The organism is Nitrincola nitratireducens, assembly GCF_000585235.1.
Lineage (GTDB): Bacteria > Pseudomonadota > Gammaproteobacteria > Pseudomonadales > Balneatricaceae > Nitrincola > Nitrincola alkalisediminis.
Genome location: NZ_AONB01000025.1, coordinates 36,835 through 55,027 on the forward strand (window position 1 = coordinate 36,835; position 18,193 = coordinate 55,027).

19 protein-coding genes are annotated in these 18,193 nt (G+C 45.0%); 8 read left to right on the forward strand and 11 right to left on the reverse strand.

Annotated features, from left to right (window positions below):
• Nucleotides 1–13: 13 nt before the first annotated feature.
• From D791_RS21590 to D791_RS16755, 8 genes are all read right to left on the reverse strand, one after another.
• Nucleotides 14–322 (reverse strand): SulP family inorganic anion transporter, encoded by a 309-nt coding sequence (locus D791_RS21590; RefSeq protein ID WP_202806895.1) that lies wholly within the window; start codon nt 320–322, stop codon nt 14–16.
• A 51-nt stretch (nt 323–373) separates the two neighbouring features.
• Complete coding sequence (locus tag D791_RS16730) at nt 374–688, reverse strand: protein tyrosine phosphatase family protein (RefSeq protein ID WP_036514077.1); 315 nt, start codon at nt 686–688, stop codon at nt 374–376.
• A gap of 154 nt (nt 689–842) precedes the next feature.
• On the reverse strand, nt 843–1,445 hold the full coding sequence (locus D791_RS16735; protein ID WP_036514079.1) for an ABC-type transport auxiliary lipoprotein family protein: 603 nt from the start codon (nt 1,443–1,445) through the stop codon (nt 843–845).
• Nucleotides 1,442–2,341, reverse strand: a complete 900-nt coding sequence (locus tag D791_RS19310) for an MlaD family protein (RefSeq protein WP_051514641.1) — start codon at nt 2,339–2,341, stop codon at nt 1,442–1,444. The genes D791_RS16735 and D791_RS19310 overlap by 4 nt, the downstream gene beginning before the upstream one ends.
• Before the next feature lie 5 nt (nt 2,342–2,346).
• Nucleotides 2,347–2,880 carry an ATP-binding cassette domain-containing protein gene (locus tag D791_RS16745; protein ID WP_202806896.1) on the reverse strand — a complete coding sequence of 178 codons (534 nt, stop codon included), beginning with the start codon at nt 2,878–2,880 and terminating at the stop codon, nt 2,347–2,349.
• Between the two features lie 20 nt (nt 2,881–2,900).
• Nucleotides 2,901–3,110 carry an ATP-binding cassette domain-containing protein gene (locus D791_RS21595; RefSeq protein WP_202806897.1) on the reverse strand — a complete coding sequence of 70 codons (210 nt, stop codon included), beginning with the start codon at nt 3,108–3,110 and terminating at the stop codon, nt 2,901–2,903.
• Nucleotides 3,111–3,126: 16 nt separating this feature from the next.
• Entirely contained in the window at nt 3,127–4,227 is a 1,101-nt protein-coding gene (locus tag D791_RS16750) for an MlaE family ABC transporter permease (RefSeq protein WP_051514642.1), read from the reverse strand.
• Nucleotides 4,211–5,560, reverse strand: a complete 1,350-nt coding sequence (locus tag D791_RS16755) for a TAXI family TRAP transporter solute-binding subunit (protein ID WP_051514643.1) — start codon at nt 5,558–5,560, stop codon at nt 4,211–4,213. Before D791_RS16755 ends, D791_RS16750 begins: the two co-directional genes overlap by 17 nt.
• Before the next feature lie 159 nt (nt 5,561–5,719).
• Here D791_RS16755 and dacB point away from each other — a divergent pair, with 159 nt between their 5' ends.
• Nucleotides 5,720–7,174, forward strand: a complete 1,455-nt coding sequence (dacB, locus tag D791_RS16760) for a D-alanyl-D-alanine carboxypeptidase/D-alanyl-D-alanine endopeptidase (RefSeq protein ID WP_081763934.1) — start codon at nt 5,720–5,722, stop codon at nt 7,172–7,174.
• Between the two features lie 16 nt (nt 7,175–7,190).
• On the opposite strand, the gene D791_RS16765 is transcribed toward dacB, so the two are convergent.
• The gene (locus D791_RS16765) at nt 7,191–8,120 is read right to left on the reverse strand and encodes a LysR family transcriptional regulator (protein ID WP_036514082.1); all 930 of its coding nucleotides are present in this window, start codon (nt 8,118–8,120) and stop codon (nt 7,191–7,193) included.
• 80 nt (nt 8,121–8,200) lie between these two features.
• Between D791_RS16765 and D791_RS16770 the strand changes: the two genes are divergently transcribed.
• From D791_RS16770 to D791_RS16800, 7 genes are all read left to right on the forward strand, one after another.
• Nucleotides 8,201–8,770: a cytochrome b gene (locus D791_RS16770; protein WP_036514085.1), complete on the forward strand. Its 570-nt coding sequence runs from the start codon at nt 8,201–8,203 to the stop codon at nt 8,768–8,770.
• A complete protein-coding gene (locus tag D791_RS16775; protein ID WP_036514088.1) occupies nt 8,767–9,345 on the forward strand; it encodes a YceI family protein in 579 nt (192 codons plus the stop codon). Before D791_RS16770 ends, D791_RS16775 begins: the two co-directional genes overlap by 4 nt.
• 130 nt (nt 9,346–9,475) lie before the next feature.
• On the forward strand, nt 9,476–11,590 hold the full coding sequence (locus tag D791_RS16780) for a TonB-dependent receptor plug domain-containing protein (protein WP_036514091.1): 2,115 nt from the start codon (nt 9,476–9,478) through the stop codon (nt 11,588–11,590).
• A gap of 182 nt (nt 11,591–11,772) precedes the next feature.
• Nucleotides 11,773–11,937, forward strand: coding sequence for a TonB-dependent receptor plug domain-containing protein (locus tag D791_RS22105; RefSeq protein ID WP_420329358.1), 165 nt, complete (start codon nt 11,773–11,775; stop codon nt 11,935–11,937).
• A complete protein-coding gene (locus tag D791_RS16790; protein WP_081763936.1) occupies nt 11,898–13,670 on the forward strand; it encodes a TonB-dependent receptor plug domain-containing protein in 1,773 nt (590 codons plus the stop codon). The genes D791_RS22105 and D791_RS16790 overlap by 40 nt, the downstream gene beginning before the upstream one ends.
• A 20-nt stretch (nt 13,671–13,690) precedes the next feature.
• Nucleotides 13,691–14,629 carry an ABC transporter substrate-binding protein gene (locus D791_RS16795; RefSeq protein WP_157682418.1) on the forward strand — a complete coding sequence of 313 codons (939 nt, stop codon included), beginning with the start codon at nt 13,691–13,693 and terminating at the stop codon, nt 14,627–14,629.
• A 2-nt stretch (nt 14,630–14,631) separates the two neighbouring features.
• Complete coding sequence (locus tag D791_RS16800) at nt 14,632–17,244, forward strand: ATP-binding protein (RefSeq protein ID WP_036514102.1); 2,613 nt, start codon at nt 14,632–14,634, stop codon at nt 17,242–17,244.
• A 7-nt stretch (nt 17,245–17,251) separates the two neighbouring features.
• Here the strand turns inward: D791_RS16800 and D791_RS16805 are convergent, their stop codons facing one another.
• The gene (locus D791_RS16805) at nt 17,252–17,629 is read right to left on the reverse strand and encodes a hypothetical protein (RefSeq protein ID WP_036514105.1); all 378 of its coding nucleotides are present in this window, start codon (nt 17,627–17,629) and stop codon (nt 17,252–17,254) included.
• Nucleotides 17,626–18,099, reverse strand: a complete 474-nt coding sequence (locus tag D791_RS16810) for a DUF2489 domain-containing protein (RefSeq protein WP_036514108.1) — start codon at nt 18,097–18,099, stop codon at nt 17,626–17,628. The genes D791_RS16805 and D791_RS16810 overlap by 4 nt, the downstream gene beginning before the upstream one ends.
• Between the last annotated feature and the right edge of the window lie 94 nt (nt 18,100–18,193).

Genomic DNA, 18,193 nt, shown 5'->3' on the forward strand with positions numbered 1-18,193 from the left:
CTCCCCCTAATGGCTAAGGCTCAAGCGTGATGGCAATCAAGAGTGCAATGATCGCCATGGGACCGACAGATAAACTCGAACTCGTCCCAAAGAGCGCATACGCCACTAAAGGCAAAACACTGGCGTACAGCCCTACATGTAAAGGCAAGCCTGCTAAGAGTGCATAGGCTAAACTCTGCGGAATCAGCATCAGGGTCACGACCAGCGCCGCTGACAGATCCTGTACAAAGAGTGCTCGCTGATAGCCACCCGCTCGAATCAGCCCCCAAACACCTGAGTACAACGCATTTCCCTTTGGATGAGATGTGTTTTGCTTACGCATCCAATGACATCCAACGCGTCATATCAAGTGTAGGTGGATTCATTCAATCTGTTATCCTTGGAGGCGTTTAAAGAAATCGGGCATATCGTATCCCGCCAACTTCAACGACTCAACCAAGTGTTCACCACTGTGTTCATGTCGTAAACTCAATGCCCATAGACAACCGCAACGCGCACCTGTGCGGCAATAGGCCACTATTGGCGCTTCCGCATTGGCAAGTATTTCACCAAACTCATCGCCTTGCTCATCGGTCACTTGCCCCGAAACAACGGGTAAAAAGTACCAATCCATTCCCAAAGATTCAGCCAAAGTGCGCATCGACTCTGCACTGGGCTGCCCCTCCTCCTCGCCATCAGGCGGTTGCAAATCAGAGTTTTAACACCCTGCTCAGCAAGGGCCCTCACCTCATCTGATGACAGCTGTGCAGCCGTGCGCAGATGTTCACTCAATTGACGCATTGGGGGTAAAGTCGTACTCATTTTATTCTCCTGTGCACGCATCACACGTTAATGCACCTTGGTTATAAATACTCTTGCAGTCCATCGGCAACCTGATCCAACCATTTTTGCAGCCACACCTGTCCTGCCGCAGCCAAACCCGGCGCACTCACGTCCATCAAGGCTTCTGAATGCTGCCATTGCCAACTGACGACTCGTTGTCCATCCGCACGCAATAAATCGGCATGGATCACCACCAACAAACGTTGAGACGTTTGATCTAAATGCCATTGATGTAAATGAATCCGTAGCCGATAGTCAGAGTCTATACCGGGCCTGTCCATATGCACACTGACCTGAGACAAGCGCCCAGATAAATAATCGATACTTAAATGCTCAATCTGTTGCGGTAAGGACTCACTCCAAATGTGATCGCGAAAAGGACTCAGCTGATTACGTCCCGATTGAAACCAAATGGCACGACCGTTTAATGCTGCGGTTGACTGAGGGCGTTCTATTACCAATACCGGCGTATCTATGCCCTCGATGACACTCATCCGATTTTCTTGTAGCAACGGCATTAACTGCAACTGCACGGGCGCATTACCTGACTCGGGCAACAAAGCACAGCCACTGATTACTGTGCTAAGCAACAAGGCACTGACAATATTGCGAAGGTATTTCATGGGGTTTCTCCAGGCCCAGGAGGCCGTTTACCCGCCCCCTTCAGCCAAACATTTGTATCTCGATTTAATAATTCCAACAGAGTTTCCAATTCAGACAACACAGGTGAGACTTGACGTGCCGTGGCCTGACTGTCTCTTGAAATTAACGCCAGTTGCCGACCAGCTTGCTCTAGACTCTCTTGCACTTGGCGTCCCATTCCATCAACACTATCCGGTATACGAACTAGCTGCTGCTGCATTTCATCACTCAATTGAATCAGCGAGTGCGCCAAATCTGAATAGACTTGCAAGTCCAAGGTTTCCAACTGAGCATCAAAACTCGTTGTTAATCGAACCACACTGTCCAACAATGCACCAATTTTATCGCGCATTTCAGCGTCCGTTAATAGACTGATTTGAAATGTTAGATTATTGAGATTCTGTATCAGTTCATTCACTTGCCCCAACGACTCCCCTAACGCATCAGCAATTTGCAACAAACGAGACGCTCGACTGGTAATCACAGCCGGTGCGTCTGCGGATGTTTTTAAACGTGGACTGCCTGCCTCACCACTGCTAATTTCGACAAACAGCAAACCTGTGATACCTTGATTTTGAAGACTTGCCACTGAACTTTCTCGAATAGGAGTCTCTGGATCAATACGAAGATCTAAGCGTACACGTCCCTCCACCTCTTGATCCAAAGAAATCCGCTCAACAATCCCTACAGGAACCCCTAAGTAACGCACCGTTGCCCGCTCATTTAAACCCGCAACAGACTCGCTAAAATAGGTCACGTAAGGCTGACGTTGAAGCTGTCGAGTATCTTGGGATAACCACGCCAGCAAACCTAAACCGGCTAAGGTTAAAAACACAACAAACACACCCACCAGTGTATAGTTAATACGAGGGTTCATTAGACTTAACTCTCCAGTTCTATCGCCGCACGGCGAGCACGGGTATTACTAAAATAATGCTGAATTTCTGGGTGTACATTTTCTGACAATTCAGACATGGGCTGTTTAGCCAACACTTTTTTTTCACCTAAAAAAGCCACATGACTGGTCACTCTCCATAAAGAATCCAAGTCATGTGTCACCAGTATTAAGGTCAAATCTAACGTTGCGTGCAATTCTAACAGCATGTCATCAAAATCACTTGCCCCTGCTGGATCGAGTCCAGCGGTGGGCTCATCCAACAACAATAAGGCCGGATCGAGCGCTAAGGCTCGCGCCACGGCGGCCCGCTTAAGCATTCCACCACTGAGTTCTTGAGGGTATTTCCAAGCTGCGATATCTGGAAGGCCCGTCAGCTTTAGCTTTAGCATCGCCAACTCTTGTAGTTGCGATTCAGGTAAACGTTGATGCTCTCTTAGGGGGAGAATAATGTTCTCAAGTACAGTCAAACTGCTAAACAAAGCCCCCTGTTGAAACATCATGCCGATTTGTTTACGCAAACGCGCCATTCCCGATTGATTCAGTGATTGAAGCTAAGCCCAAAGAGCTGAATATCACCGGCATCTGGTTGACGCAACAACGCGATCTCACTCAGTAAAACGGATTTACCGCACCCACTGCCTCCCACCAATGCAAGACGCTCACCTTTTTCCACAACTAACGACAAGCCACGATGGACCTCATGTGTTCCAAATCGTGTGCTTATATCCTTAAGATTGACAACAGTCATTCATACCCTCTGGGGTCTACCAACCTAATTGTGCAAACAATACCGAAAACAATGCATCGGCAATAATGACTAAAAAGATACCCTGCACAACACTTCGAGTCGTACTGTGTCCAACCGCTTCAGCGCCCCCTTTCGCCAGTAAACCTTGCATGCACCCCACATTGACAATCAACAAGGCAAACACAGGCGCTTTGATCAAGCCTACCCAAACATGAATAACGGCCACTTCAGTCCCAAACCTTTGCAAAAACTCAAGTGGACTCAAGCCTAATTGTAAGGATGCGACAACCATACCACCCGCAATCCCTGCAAACATAGACAATAAGGTCAATAATGGCATGACCAGCATTAATCCCAAGAGTTTGGGTAAAATGAGCCAAGCAAAGGGGTCCTGCCCCAAGCTACGTAAGGCCAAGACCTCTTGATTCATTTGCATGGTTGCCAATTGCGCGGCATAAGAAGAGCCTGAACGCCCCGCCACAATAATTGCGCAGATCAGAGGGGCCAGCTCTCTCAGCATGGTTAACGAAACCAGCTCAACGATAAAGATATTGGCGCCATAGGTCGCCAGCTGCAACCCACCTTGATAGGCAATCACCGCCCCCAGTAAAAAGGCTAAAAGAGCAATAATCGGCACGGCATGCAAGCCGTCGCGCTGCACAACGTCTAACAGCATCTTAATTTTTAATTGCCGTGGATTCAGCAGCAAACTGAAAAGCAGTGCCGACAAACGACCAAAAAATTCCAGCAATTCACGTCCATGCGCCAAGGATTGCGTCGCGCGGTAGCCAATATCCGCCAGCATATTCAACTCGGGGGCTTTTGCGGGAACCGATATCGAATACTGACTCACATAGTTTAACAAACGCTCATGTGCAGTGAGTAATCCTTTTGGCCAGACTGAGTGATTGTCTTTAATCAGTTTTAGTAAAAAAACAGCACCATTTGTATCCAATGACTGAATTTGAGAGTGCCAGTCAATCGCTCCCGACTCCAAACGAGGGAGCGTTACACGCTGAAGTACTTGAATATGATCGGTGGTCCAGTGCCCAGTCAAACAATAGCCTTGATCGGTTCGCACCAACATTGGTCGTTCGGTTTTATGGCTGAGTGCCATGCGTATCCTCCAGGTGAGCTAAACGACGCTCCAACCTTTCTCGTATATAAGCCACATGCAAACGTAAATTATAAAACTCTTCCATATAGGACAAAGGGACCTCCGTATTGGCCACATCATCCTCAAAGTGACTCACGAGTTTCAAATCCTGTCGAATCAGTTCAATAGGCGTATCTGAGCGCATTAAGTCCGCATCGATCACACGCAACTTTTTATACCAACGATAAATACGTCGACGAACTCGCCAGCGAAGAGCCGGCGGAGCAACGCGAAAAAGCGGAATCATGATCGCCAGCAGAGGAATAATCAATATGGCTAAACGATCCACCAATGATGCCAACCAAAAGGGCAAGTGTCGATGCAGAATATTGGGGCCACGCTGAAAAAAATAGTCGGCTTCAGATGCAATGGGTAAATCAATATGATTCAAGGAAGGGAAGTATCCAGGTTCTGCCAGCAAGCTTACGCGTGTCTGATCACGCTTGGCCGCTTCAATCAAGAGCTGGACAATCGAGCGATGCGTCTCACGATGAATGGCCAAATACGTAGATGCCGCTAACAGATGAATATCCCTTTGCGGTAAATTCTTTTTTAAGTCAACCACCCCTTGATGCAACACCACTGCCGTTAAGTAAGGTAAACGACGCGCAATCGCTTGCGCACGTTTAAAATCGAGCACCTGTAGGTTAGGGTCCAACAACAAATCGGTCATTAAAGGAGCATCTGGGGACATCACAAATGCAGCAGCATCGACCTCACCTGTACGCAAGGCCTCAACGGCTTCTCGCCCGCCTAGACTGACCAGCTCAGTGCCCTCTGTGAGGGTTTCATACATCCCCACTTCGTCTAGCAATGCACTGACCAACCTCTGAGTACCGCTGCCTTCTGCACCTATGGCGATGCGTTTTCCACCCAAATCACTTAACCGCTCGACGGGCTCTATCACAGACGAACGATAAAAAACCCATAAAGGCTCCAAGGCAATGCTCACAACTGCTTGAACGTCTTGGAGGGACTGACCTTCAGGCAGGGTACCGCTCTGAACCAACGCAGCATCCACTTCTTTACGTAAGAGACGTTGCCAATTTTCAACAGACCCGGCACTGGGCAAAACCTGTAATTCAAACCCAGCCTGCTCAAATGCATCTATATATCGATGCCCCGTTTGCTCATATGCCCCACCACTCGCACCTGTTGACAGGGTAAAACGCTCAGGCGGTGCAGGCTCTACAAACGGCCATGCAATTGCAAAGAGTACAACCCCAAGAAGAATAAAAGGCAGAATGACATTCAGGTACTCAACCCCTAAACGCAAGCGTTGGCTGACTCGCATAGCCCTCTTTCCCCCTAACCATTTGTCATATTTAAGTATTCTTATGGAAGAGTACCACAGTGTTTGCGTGTATGTGTATTTGACGCTGACAGAGATCATACAATCTCTGTATGATAGCAAAATGATTTTTACTCAAATGGATTGATAAGAGCACTCAACATGTTAAGAAAAACTCGTCACCTTTTGCTTATAGCTTCCCTGTTCATGGGTTACACCAGCCTATCCTCTATGACGCTTGCGGATAGCCTTCCATCTAGCTTGCAGCAAACAATACGCTCACAGTCGTTACCCTTGGACTCGATGGGTATATGGATTAAACGTGCAAATGACACTCAGGTTTTAGCGAGTCACAATAGCGACAAGCTCTTCAATCCCGCTTCAACCATCAAAATAGCAACCACCCTCGCGGCTCTCTTGGAGCTGGGCCCAGACTACACCTGGCGCACAGAAATACGAACAACCGCTCCGATTGTGAACGGCGTTTTGCGTGGCGATTTGATTATCCGTGGTACTGGAGACCCGGGGCATGTCAGCGAAGAGCACTGGCGTATGCTGCGTGACTTACAAAGAACAACCGGACTTAAACGTATTGAAGGCAATGTTATTTTAGATGACAGCTACTTTAACCTCCCAGCGGGTGATCCAGGGGCCTTTGATGGTCAACCGTTTAGAGCCTACAACCAACTGCCTTACGCCCTGCATGTCAATTCGAATGCGCTGAAGTTCCATATTATTCCAGAGAACAGCACAAACCAGATTCGAGTTGAAGTTGAGCCTCCCTTACCTGGCCTGCGCATTAGCAATCAGCTCACTAGGGGATCTGGTAGCTGTGATGCGTGGCAGCGCGGCATACGTTTCGATGTAACGGGAAACCAAGTCACACTGAGTGGGAGCTACCCTGTGCAGTGCGGTCCTTATGAGCTGCTAAGAAGCGCTGTCGATCCAGCGTATAACGCCGCTGAGCTTTTCCGTTTGCATTGGGCGCAATGGGGCGGTGAGCTCACAGGTCAGATTCGCTCTCACTCGGGTACACCTTTGGCGGGTGAACGTGTGATGGTGCATTCGTCTCGCCCACTGGGCGATCTCATCAAGGTCGCCAACAAATGGAGCCATAACGTGATGACGCGCCACATGGCACTAACACTGGGTGCCGAGCGCTTAGGTGCACCTGCGACCCTTGAAAAAGCACGAGTGGCCTTAAGCAATGCGCTCGCAAATGCAGGCGTTAACACATCTGGGTTGTATATCGAGAATGGATCGGGTCTCAGCCGAACCGCTCGCATTACCCCTAATCAACTCGGCCAGGTTTTAGACGCTGGCTGGAAAAGCCCATACCGCCCTGAGTTCATGTCATCTATGTCCATTTCGGGTGTGGATGGCACAACACGACGCCAATACCGTAACGATCCGAAAGCCGGGCGTATGCATTTAAAAACAGGACTGTTAAATCAAGTCTCTGCCATTACTGGGTACGTTCGCAGCCGTTGTGATGAGGATATTATGGTGGTATTGATGATCAATCATCCTGAAGCGCATCAAGGCCACGGAACTCGTATGCAACAGCTCATCGTCGACTGGGCATATCAGCAACCTAGACGCGATGGCAGCTGCTAATCGAGACCTATACACCTCAAAGACGGGGCAGCTCTTGCGTAATATCCAAGAGCTGCGAACGCACCCAAGTCAGTCGAGGATCATGATGGTGACGCGCATGCCAATAAATATAAAACGCCACTGGGTCTCGCTGAAGAGCCGAGGGTAAAGGCAACATTTTGAGCCTTCGACCTGCCGAAATACGTTGAGCAAGGCGCAAAGGTAATGTAAAAACTAAATCGGTGCCTTCACAATAATCTGCAACAGACATAAAGCCACTTAAGCGGAGGACAACCTCTCGCTGCAACCCAACATCCTCCAGTACTTGATCCATACTGCCCGGTCCACGTCCAGTAATCGAAACCAAGCCATGCGGAGCATTCGCGTAGGCCTCAGCCGTCATCTCTGATCGTGTGAGCGGATGATTCTCATCCATCAAACACACCACAGGCATTGTATCCAGCTTTACTCGATGAAAACTCCCCCCCGATGTCACAGGCTCTAAACCACTTAGACTCAGCTGCACATCGTCCTTATCCAACATGGAAAAGCTATCCAACTCTTGCCGCACAGTTTCCAAATGCATAAAAGGGGCTAACCTTCGCATACGCTGAACCAATTGCGGCACATAAAGCGCCAACTCTAAATCCAACCCCGTCATTTTGATCACACCGCGATCCGTCGCTGGATCAAAGACAGGCTTAGCAATCATTCGATCAATGGAGCGCAGCACCTCAGCCAACTCCAATTGCATAGACTCCGCTCGCGCACTGAGTGCATAGCCTTGAGCCGTCCTCACTAACAATGGATCATTTAAACTTTCCCTAAGGCGTGCCAAGGCGCGACTCACCGCGGGCTGACTTAAGTGCAAACGATCTGCTGCTTTCGAGACATGCTTTTCATCTAACAAACAATGCAAAACACGTAATAAATTCAAATCTAAATTTGCAAAATTCACTTTATGCATAGTCGCTATCCAAATAATGCATTAGACGAATAAGCCCGAATTCTTTACTCTACACTGAGACATTTAGACAAAGGTAGAGTATGAAATTTACGCGTTCATGGGTTAATACAACCGAGACATATGGCTGGGTCAGCATCAGTATTCATTGGCTAATGGCGCTAACAATTCTAGGAATGTACCCCCTTGGCTTGTATATCGTCTCTCTAGGGTATTATGACCCTGGTTATCGTATCTACCCAAATATTCACCGTAGCATTGGTATTTTAGTGGCGTGCTTTCTGATCATACGAATGATTTGGTCTGCTTTGATGCCAAAACCCCAGATACGTTCATCAAGCTCATTGGAAACTATCGCCGCCAAAGCCGGTCATATTGCATTGTATTTGCTGTTAATTGTTGTCGTGTTCTCTGGCTACCTACTCTCGACGGCGGATGGACGCAGTATTCAAGTGTTCGATTGGTTCAGTGTACCTGCTTTACCTTTTCTAGCAACTCGACAAGAAGATTTAGCTGGCGACATACATTTTTACGCATCAACGCTGATGATGATTTTAGTCGGTTTGCATGCGCTAGCGGCGCTCAAACATCATTATATATCGAAAGACAATACGCTCAGCCGCATGCTGGGCATCAAAGGAGACTCTCAATGATTTTTCAAAAACTCAAGCCATTTGCCTTGGTAGGTGCTTTAGTTGCAAGCCCTATTTTTGCAGCTGATTATGTGATTGACACTCAAGGTGCTCATGCCTCTATTAACTTCAAAATCAATCACCTAGGTGTTAGTTATGTCACTGGACGCTTTAACGAGTTTTCAGGCACTTACTCCTATGATTCAGATCGCCCAGAAGACACTAAACTAGAAGTCGTGATTAACACAGCCTCCGTCGACAGTAATCATGCTGAACGCGACCGTCACATTCGCAGCTCTGACTTCTTTGATGTTCGCCAATATTCAGACGCACGTTTCGTTAGCACCTCTTATGAAGACCTAGGTGATGGCAAGGGAGTTATGTCAGGACAACTGACCTTTTTAGGCCAAACCCAACCTGTTGCTATCCAAGTTGAAAAAGTGGGTGAAGGTCAAGACCCTTGGGGTGGATACAGAACAGGCTTTGTTGGTACCGCAGAACTGAATCTTCCTGACTTTGGTGCAAACTTTAATTTAGGCCCTGCAGCCGAGAAAGTGTATCTTGATTTGGTCATAGAAGCATTCGCCAGTAAGTGATTGTCGCTCGACACTTACAGAGTTACCCACTAAAGGGTAATTCTGTATTTGAGTGATGGCGTGTTAATTTCTGCAGGCATCCGGTATAGTTCATCTATTATGAGTTATGACCCAGTGTAGAAGAGAATTAATGCCTAATCGCCCTTTTTCAATTCGATCTTTTATTCTATTGATACTCCTCACAGCATGCTCTTGTGTATCGATTAGTTATGCTCAAACCGACTTAATTTTCCCAACTGAAAATGACTTTTTTACGGATATTCCCGTCGTCACCTCAGCCACGCGATTATCACAGAACCTTACCGAAGCACCCGCATCCATAACCGTCATTGATAAGGCAACCATTACCGCCTCAGGTGCAATCACTGTTCCAGATTTATTTAGGCTAGTGCCCGGCTTTCAAACCTTCCATGTCAATACCAATAAATTTGGCGTCACTTACCATGGCTTTACAAACGACTTCCCTAACCGGTTAGAAGTGATGATTGATGGGCGTTCGGTGTACATGCCGCTCATTTCAGCACCCGATTGGAGCTCTCTTGGTCTGCATATCTCTGACATAGAGCGAATTGAAGTCATTCGAGGCTCAAATACAGCCACTCATGGCTCAAATGCGTTTATGGGCGCCATCAATATTATTACGCGTCATCCGGCCGCCGAACCACGCCTGCATCTCAGCTCGACATTAGGGTCTTTAGACACACAGATGGCACATGTACGCTTTACCGAAGCCAATGCATCCGGTCATTACCGCGTAAGCCTTAGTCATGAAAGCAATTCAGGCTCAAAACGCTTCCAAGATGGTGGCCAACGTAGTTATATGTCATTTGCAGGTAGCTTCTCTCCTACCTTGCAAGACCAAGTGGATGTCTGGCTAGGGTATGATACTGGCCATATTACGATTGGCTCACTTAAAGCCCCATCCTATCGTCTTTATAGTATATATACAGCTCGTCGAGACTATGATGCTGACTACCAACACCTTCGCTGGCGCAGAGATTTGTCTGATAAAACCCAAATCAATTTAACGGCTTATCGCAGTCATGTTCGTTTGGAGGAAGAAAATAAGTCTCTTGATGACTTATTGCCGAGTTTTTTTAAGGAACCTAGTGACTACACAGAATGGCGATCGAACCCGGATGCTATTCGACAAAGTGCAAGTTATCGAAAGATGCAATCGTTACTTGACACAAATCCAGGCTTCAGAGGCTTAGGTGAAGATGGATCAACTACTCAACACGATTTACAACTCGCGATCAATCACCAAGAGGGCAAGTTGCAAAACACCGCAGGTATGGGCTTACGTTACGACCAAGGAAAGAGCGGTATTCTATTTCAGGATGGAAATGTGAGCAGCACACGCATTCGCATCTTTGACCATCTCCAATACAGCATCAAGCCAAACCTGATACTCAATATGGGCGCCTTATTTGAAAAGCAAGAAGGCGGTTCAGCTGCACACTCTTATCGCATCGGTGGCAATTATCGCTTAACGGACAATAGCACACTTCGACTAGGGTATAGCGAAAGTGAGCGCTTACCTTCTCTCGTAGAGCGTCACCATAATTTTACACTCTATAACCCTGATGGTAGCGCTTATGACACCTCCGTGATTGCCAGCTCTAACCTGAAACCTGAACAGATAAACAGCAGTGAAATCGGCTTTATTCATAAATTCTCACATCTCCCAGGTTATATTGATCTTAGACTATTCCACGAAAAGGTGACTCAAGGTATCGCCAGTTACAATCTCGCAGTGCAAGAGGAGCACCCCAGTCAACGAGCCCGACAAAATCGCAACATTGGCGAGTGGCGCAATCAAGGGATTGAAACGCAACTAAAACTGCAGCTGAATGACGATATTTGGTTTTTAGCCAATTATGCCTATATCGATACAGACGCAGTTCAATGGACAAATGATGGTATTGGCGGTGGTTTTTTTAATCGTTCCATGCTATCACCAAAGCACACAGCGTCTCTCCTGATAAACTGGTCACCCGCTCCTGATTGGCAACTGAGCGCTTCTCATTACTTTATGGGAAACGTACATTGGCTAGAAGGCGATGACAAAAATGCCTATAATAGAACCGATGTGCGCCTATCGAAGCAATGGCGCATAGGAGCAAAGCAAGAGCTAGAAACAGTCGTAATTGTGCAAAATGCGTTCAATAAAACCTACCAAGAGTTTTACGATTACCATGATTTTGAACGCAGAACCTATCTACAACTGCGTTTAACGTACTAATTAGCGTAAGTCGCGTGATCCACAAGGATGTAATCATTTTGTTTTTTTCATATTATATCTCCCATGCACGTAGAATAATCCTACTGTTTAGCTTAACCGTTATATGTCTGAACATCTCAGCAAAAGACCTTTCTGAAGCGGCATTACTCACGCAGATACCCATCGTGACATCGGCAACACTGATGGCTCAAACTCTGCTAGAAGCGCCGTCTTCCGTAACTATCATTGATAAAGAAACCATTGAGGCCTCTGGTGCTCAGCACCTTGTAGATATCTTACGCCTTGTTCCCGGCTTTCAAGCTTCCACATCAATAGCAACGTATTTGGTACGAGTTACCATTCTGTAAATGACCAATTTCCCAACCATCTTGAAATTATGATCGATGGACGCTCTGTTTATACTCCCTTACTGTCTACGGTTCACTGGAATAGCATTGGCTTACTACCCACTGATATTGAACGAGTTGAAGTCATTCGTGGTTCCAATACCGCAACCTTGGGTTCTAATGCATTTTTAGGTTCAATTAACTTTATAACACGCCATCCGGCAATGATGGGAAAAGCTGAAATATCAACCACCTTTGGCTCCCTTAACACTCGTCAAGTACACGCCAAGTTTTCTGAACAAAATCGTGGATTTTTCTATTCACTCTCTGGTTTTTATACTGAAAATACTGGCAATAAGCGCTTTAATGATGGCAGTCGGCGCAATGCTCTGAACGCGAGGATTGAGTTTTCTCCTAACTTGCATACACAAATAAGCTATCGAGTTGGGATAGACACGGGTTTTAATGATATTGGCTACCTCTACCCCTATCATGCCTTCCCTGAAAACGAGCGTTATATTACTCAACAAGACTACCGAACGTTTTATCAACAGCTGCGTTGGTCGTCCACGATTAGCCCAGCCTTGACCTTGCATTTTGACCATGCCTATCAAAATCTTAAATTGAAAGAGCACACACCCGATCCGTACACATTACTGAAATTTAGTAACATGAATACGCTTAAAGATGCTCAAGACTTTTTAGCGCTTAACCCAAATTACAAGGGGTATCGAGAAGATGGTGTAGCGCAAACACTCAGTACGCTTTTAGGCTTTGAATACACACCAATCACCCATTTTAGGACCTACACAGGTCTTCAACATCGCTATGAAAAAACAGTAAGCCCAGCACTCCTGCAGCAAGAACGCATTCATGCAAACAGCATACGTCTTTTCAATAACAGCGTATTAACACTTACACCCAAACTCAATCTCAACCTTGGTCTATCTTACGAACAACGCGACACGGATGATCAGGCTGAATCGACTCGACTGGGCATAAACTACTCATTCAAAGATAACACCTTAGGTCGCATAGGATTTAGTAGAAGTAAGCGCTTACCTTCTATATTAGAGCAGTCCGTCAACTTCGGGATTAATACACAGTTTGGCTATATTCCTTTAGAAGTCAGTAACACAAGTTTGAACTCAGAACAGATTAACAGTTGGGAAGTAGGCATTTTACATGCATTTACTCCTTTGAATGCATACCTAGATAATCGCCTTTTTTACGAACGCGTTACACAGGGTATTGCCACCCGCAAAACTCAGGATGACTTTCAACCCGGAAAAAAAGAAAATAATGCGGCTTGGGCAAATATGGGGATCGAAACCCAATTCAAATGGGAAGTGAACGATACCCTAAATTTGTTGATGAATTATACGTATATAGACAATAAGACATCGGAGTGGAGCCAAGGAATCTATGAAAATTTTCCTAGCCAACGATTGACTCCAAAGCATAGCACGTCAATACTGATACACTGGAAGCCATGGGATAACTGGAATTTCAGTGTTGGTCATTATCAGGTTAGCTCCGCTAAATGGCGAAAAACCTATGGCACGTTAAAAGAGCAGCCTAGCTATACGAGGAATGACCTTCGCCTTGCAAGACGCTGGTCAAGTCTTAAACAGTCTGAGGTCGAGATATCGCTGACGTTGCAAAACGTCTTAGGGAAAACATATCAGGAGTTTTACCAGGATCATCATTTCGGACGGCGAGTATTTCTTCAAATGAAATACAGCCTTGATTGAATACACAAATGGAACATGTGATGAATGGATACCTAACATTAAAAGTATCACTGAAAAAACTCTTTATGGCGCTTTGTATTCTTTTAGTGCTCTGTTTATCCATCATTAAATCCTATGCAGCTGTGAGTGTTGTTTTAAGTGAAAACACCCAAACCTACCTCAACGTTGTTTCAGCAATGGAACAAACAAGCCATCATCCGGTACAAGTGTATTCACTGTCTGATCAAACACAGACACTTGCTTCATCACAGTTATTCATAGCGATAGGCGCGCGCGCTTGCCAAAGTGTTTTAACCGCTATTCAAAGTCATCAATACCTATTTTGCACCTTCTTACCGTCACAAGCTTATGAGCTCATTTTACAAACCACTCAAGCATCTCTTAGGCTTAGCCAAGAGCACCTTTCTGCGCTCTTCTTGGATCAACCCTTGGAACGACAGGTTCACCTAGCGCGTCTGATTAAGCCTGAAGCTCAATATTTAGGAACCCTGCTGGGTCCAAACTCACACCACTTGACAGCGCATTTTGACGCCTATAGTCGAAAGCATCACTTCACACCTATATCGGCTCGCTTGTTCGAGTCTGACAACCCTGTGCAAGAATTAACCCCGATCATTGAACAGAGTGATGTGTTTTTGTCATTACCCGACAATGCTCTTTTCAACAAAAGTGCTACACGTTGGTCCTTGTATATAGCACTCAGAAATAAGGTTCCTTTAATCGGATTTTCAGCAAGTTACGTCGATGCAGGTGCGGTGATTGGTCTCTATTCAACTCCAACACAGATAGGCCGTCAGACAGGTGAAATCCTTGATTTCTTTATGGAACACAGATACTTACCGCCACCTAGCTTTCCAAATTATTTCTCGTTAAGTGTTAATCGCAGTGCCGCTAGAACACTTCAAATCACTCTCCCTGAAGTCGATGAAATGCTGGATGCACTCAAGGCGGGTAAGTAATCATGGCAATCACTCAGTCTTCTTTAAGTAGCCGCGTTTTATTCCTCTCTCTCGCACCCATGCTGGTCTTAACGCTTATCCTAGGTTTCTACTTTACCACAACAAAACTCGATGACTCACGCAACGCCCTCATCGATAAAGGAACAGAATTGACACGTTTACTATCAGCGGCCTCTGTCTTTGGAATTTTTAGCGGGAATGTCAGTGAACTCAACCCCTTAAGCACACAACTGCTTAAAGATCCCATGATCTCAGATGTCGTCTTCCTTGATGTAGACAAAAATGTTGTTTTTAGAACAGAAGATCAAGAGCTACCCATCGATTTATTAGTCGACGAATTTACAATCATTGACGACTATTGGTACTTCATGCAGCCGGTTCGAGTCGGTCCAATACAATTTAGTGATAATCCCGAATACGCTATAGCTGATACACAGCGTGAGATTATCGGCTGGGTCATTCTCTTAGTCTCAGCTAAACCCATGATCAAACGCCAAAACCATATTATTTTAGGCAGTTTACAAATCATCATGATTGGCTTCATCATCACATTGATGTTAGCCAAATTCTTTGGTCGACGCATTACAGAGCCCATCATCGGTCTAACTGAAGTCATCAAACGACTTCAACGCGGGGAGCTAAATGCTCGTGCGCGCAACTCAGCCACATTGGAGCTCAACATGCTATCCAGTGGTATTAATCAGCTTGCTGCCAATGTTCAGTTAAGTCGCCGAGAAGCAGAACTCAGAATTGAAAAAGCAACAAAAGCGCTCTCACGCAGCCTCCACGACATTGAAACAACCAACTTAGAGCTCATAAAAGCGCGCGAAAAAGCAGATGATGCCAACCATGCAAAGGATGCATTTTTAGCACGTATGAGTCACGAGCTTAGAACGCCCTTAACCTCCGTGATCGGTTTTACACAAATGCTCAAGCTAAACAACCGTCCTGAGGAGACACAAAACTATCTACGAATTATTGATCAAACCTCGCAAACACTACTAACCATTATTGATGACATTTTAGATTTCACTCGATTAGAGTCTGACGTTATGAGGCTTGAAGAGATCAGCTTTAGCCCATCAGAATTGTTCTATAAAGCATTAGAAATGCAAGCCCCCACTGCACATGGAAAGGGCCTTGAGCTTATCTATAATCCAATAAATGCACTGCCACCCTATCTGAAAGGGGATCCAACTCGCATTCGACAAATTATTACAAACCTCGTCAGCAATGCGATAAAATTTACAGAACAAGGTGAGGTCATCATATCGCCCTACTATGATCATAAGAATGGAGGAGCTTTAAAAATATCCATTCGAGATACTGGCATCGGTATTTCTGAAGAGTACAAGCAATCGCTTTTCTCATCCTTTACTCAAGCCGATAGCAGCATCAGTCGACGTTTTGGTGGCTCAGGTCTTGGATTAGCCATTGTGAATCGACTGGTTAGTCTCATGCAAGGCAGTATTTGTGTAGAAAGTAGTGAGGGTATAGGCTCAGAATTTGTTGTTAACCTACCAATCAAAACACATGTTTTTAGAAATGAACTTCCTGAAATGCTGCCAATTAGTGTAGCAATATACGATCCTCACCCTAAAGTCTCATCAGCTCTACATTCCCAATTACAAAATGTGACTGATTACTCAAAAGAATATAGCTCGATAAAAGATCTTTTAAAAAGCAAGCAATTTTTCAGTTGCATTGTCGTTGGGTTTCCCCCAAAACTTACAAATGATCGCCTGTTGCAGATGACTCTTCGTCAAATTCGACACAAATATAAATCCATCAAATTAATTTTTATGGTTCCATCAGATCGTAAATTTTCAGTAAGAGACAAAAATACACAACTATTAAGTAAGCCTGTATCACCAAGCAAGCTGTACAGTACACTTGGATTTCGTAACATTCAGTATACAGAAGAAAATCAAATTATTCCAAGGCTCCATACACCACTGGATATTCTGGTTGCAGAGGACAACAAATATAACCGCCTACTTATAAATCGAATGCTAACAGAAGCTGGAGCTACTGTTCGGAACGCAGAAACAGGTCTAGAAGTCATAGAAAAAGTCAAAATGAGTACACCTGACTTAATCATGATGGATATAAATATGCCGGATATGGATGGCATTCAAGCATCAAAATTACTTAAGAAAACGCATCCAGAGCTCGAAATTGTCGCATTAACGGCCAATATTTCCCCTAGAGAAAGGGAGGCGTTGAATGCTACAGGTATTTTTAAAGTCTTATTAAAGCCTATAAATATTGATAAACTTTCAGATATATTAAACTCTGCTCTTGCTAAAAAAGACAGTCGTTTACCAAAAATTGAAATACGTTTTACAGAAACACGACAGCTCACCACCATCAGTGAGTTGAAGAATGAGTTGATGGATCAAATTAATGAAATAGAAGTTTCTATGAAAAACAGAAGCTACACAAAAATGGATAAAAATTTACATCAACTTAAGGGGTTTTCAGGTATATTTGAAAAACCTGAAATTGAACACTCAGCAGCAGCATTATCAGATGCGATAAAGACCAATGATATAAAAACGATTTGGAAAGCCTATTACCGTCTAAAACGCGTTGTACAAATTGAAGACACATAAAGACTGTTTAAAAGTCCCTAATAATAGGCTGACTTTCTATCAACGTTTCGAGCTTTTGCTCAATCACCAACAAGCGCTTCCGTGTCTCACGATCGTATATAAAATCATTAATACCTGAAGGTGCTGGCGGATGTTTTTCATCCCCTTCATGTATAGCTACAATTTCCCTACGCAAAAGCTCCAATTCAGGGTCATGCCCTATAGGATAACCGATAAACATATCCCATACATGGGCCTCTGTTGTGCCATCCTGGATGCCTCTCAGCAGTTTCAAGACATACCCTCGGTCGGGTCGATAACTAGGCGAGCGACCAAAAGCAAGTGCAACGCCAACTAGCCCCAGAAATAGTGCACTAATAACAAAAATAACAAAAAACTCTATCATTGCTGGGTCTGATTGAACGGATACTGCAATATAAAATGAGCGGCAGCCTGAACATCAGACCGATACATTTTTTCGATATCGGCCATTTCAGCTAAAAACGTCTCTTTCTCTGATGCCGTCAGTGCTTTCCAATCATTCAGTAGTGGTATGTGCGAAGTTTTATCAAAGATCAATTGTATGGCCTTTAAGTCAGCATGATGTAATAAGTGTGGCGCGATATTCTCTATTAACACCTTGAGTCGTATACAGCCTTCCGTTACACCACACTGCTCCTCTAGAACACCCTTCGCTATAATTTGGATGCTTTCGATTAAGTAAGCTTTATGCTTTCTGGCGGCCTCTTCAGCCTTATCAAGCTCATCTTGAATCTTCTCTTTTCTTTCTTTTTCACTGCGAAGCTGTTTTCTGATAAAGAATAGTAGGCCAAGAATGACCAACAGAAACATAATAATTAAAAGTATCGTATTCATAAGGTGATAAAAAGTGCCTTAGCGTTACAAGAATAGTAGAGACAAGTATAAACAAAGATGGTTTAAAACCCTATGTATTTAAGATTTTAAAAAA

What these genes read in the sequence shown, in the direction of transcription:
- D791_RS16750 (WP_051514642.1), bottom strand. Translation starts at nt 4,227, where the DNA reads ATGGCACTCAGCCATAAAACCGAACGACCAATGTTGGTGCGAACCGAT.
- D791_RS16780 (WP_036514091.1), top strand. Translation starts at nt 9,476, where the DNA reads ATGCCTAATCGCCCTTTTTCAATTCGATCTTTTATTCTATTGATACTC.
- D791_RS16775 (WP_036514088.1), top strand. Translation starts at nt 8,767, where the DNA reads ATGATTTTTCAAAAACTCAAGCCATTTGCCTTGGTAGGTGCTTTAGTT.
- D791_RS21590 (WP_202806895.1), bottom strand. Translation starts at nt 322, where the DNA reads ATGCGTAAGCAAAACACATCTCATCCAAAGGGAAATGCGTTGTACTCA.
- D791_RS16765 (WP_036514082.1), bottom strand. Translation starts at nt 8,120, where the DNA reads ATGCATAAAGTGAATTTTGCAAATTTAGATTTGAATTTATTACGTGTT.
- D791_RS16810 (WP_036514108.1), bottom strand. Translation starts at nt 18,099, where the DNA reads ATGAATACGATACTTTTAATTATTATGTTTCTGTTGGTCATTCTTGGC.
- dacB (WP_081763934.1), top strand. Translation starts at nt 5,720, where the DNA reads ATGTTAAGAAAAACTCGTCACCTTTTGCTTATAGCTTCCCTGTTCATG.
- D791_RS16735 (WP_036514079.1), bottom strand. Translation starts at nt 1,445, where the DNA reads ATGAAATACCTTCGCAATATTGTCAGTGCCTTGTTGCTTAGCACAGTA.
- D791_RS21595 (WP_202806897.1), bottom strand. Translation starts at nt 3,110, where the DNA reads ATGACTGTTGTCAATCTTAAGGATATAAGCACACGATTTGGAACACAT.
- D791_RS22105 (WP_420329358.1), top strand. Translation starts at nt 11,773, where the DNA reads ATGGCTCAAACTCTGCTAGAAGCGCCGTCTTCCGTAACTATCATTGAT.
- D791_RS16755 (WP_051514643.1), bottom strand. Translation starts at nt 5,560, where the DNA reads ATGCGAGTCAGCCAACGCTTGCGTTTAGGGGTTGAGTACCTGAATGTC.
- D791_RS19310 (WP_051514641.1), bottom strand. Translation starts at nt 2,341, where the DNA reads ATGAACCCTCGTATTAACTATACACTGGTGGGTGTGTTTGTTGTGTTT.
- D791_RS16800 (WP_036514102.1), top strand. Translation starts at nt 14,632, where the DNA reads ATGGCAATCACTCAGTCTTCTTTAAGTAGCCGCGTTTTATTCCTCTCT.
- D791_RS16770 (WP_036514085.1), top strand. Translation starts at nt 8,201, where the DNA reads ATGAAATTTACGCGTTCATGGGTTAATACAACCGAGACATATGGCTGG.
- D791_RS16795 (WP_157682418.1), top strand. Translation starts at nt 13,691, where the DNA reads ATGAATGGATACCTAACATTAAAAGTATCACTGAAAAAACTCTTTATG.
- D791_RS16805 (WP_036514105.1), bottom strand. Translation starts at nt 17,629, where the DNA reads ATGATAGAGTTTTTTGTTATTTTTGTTATTAGTGCACTATTTCTGGGG.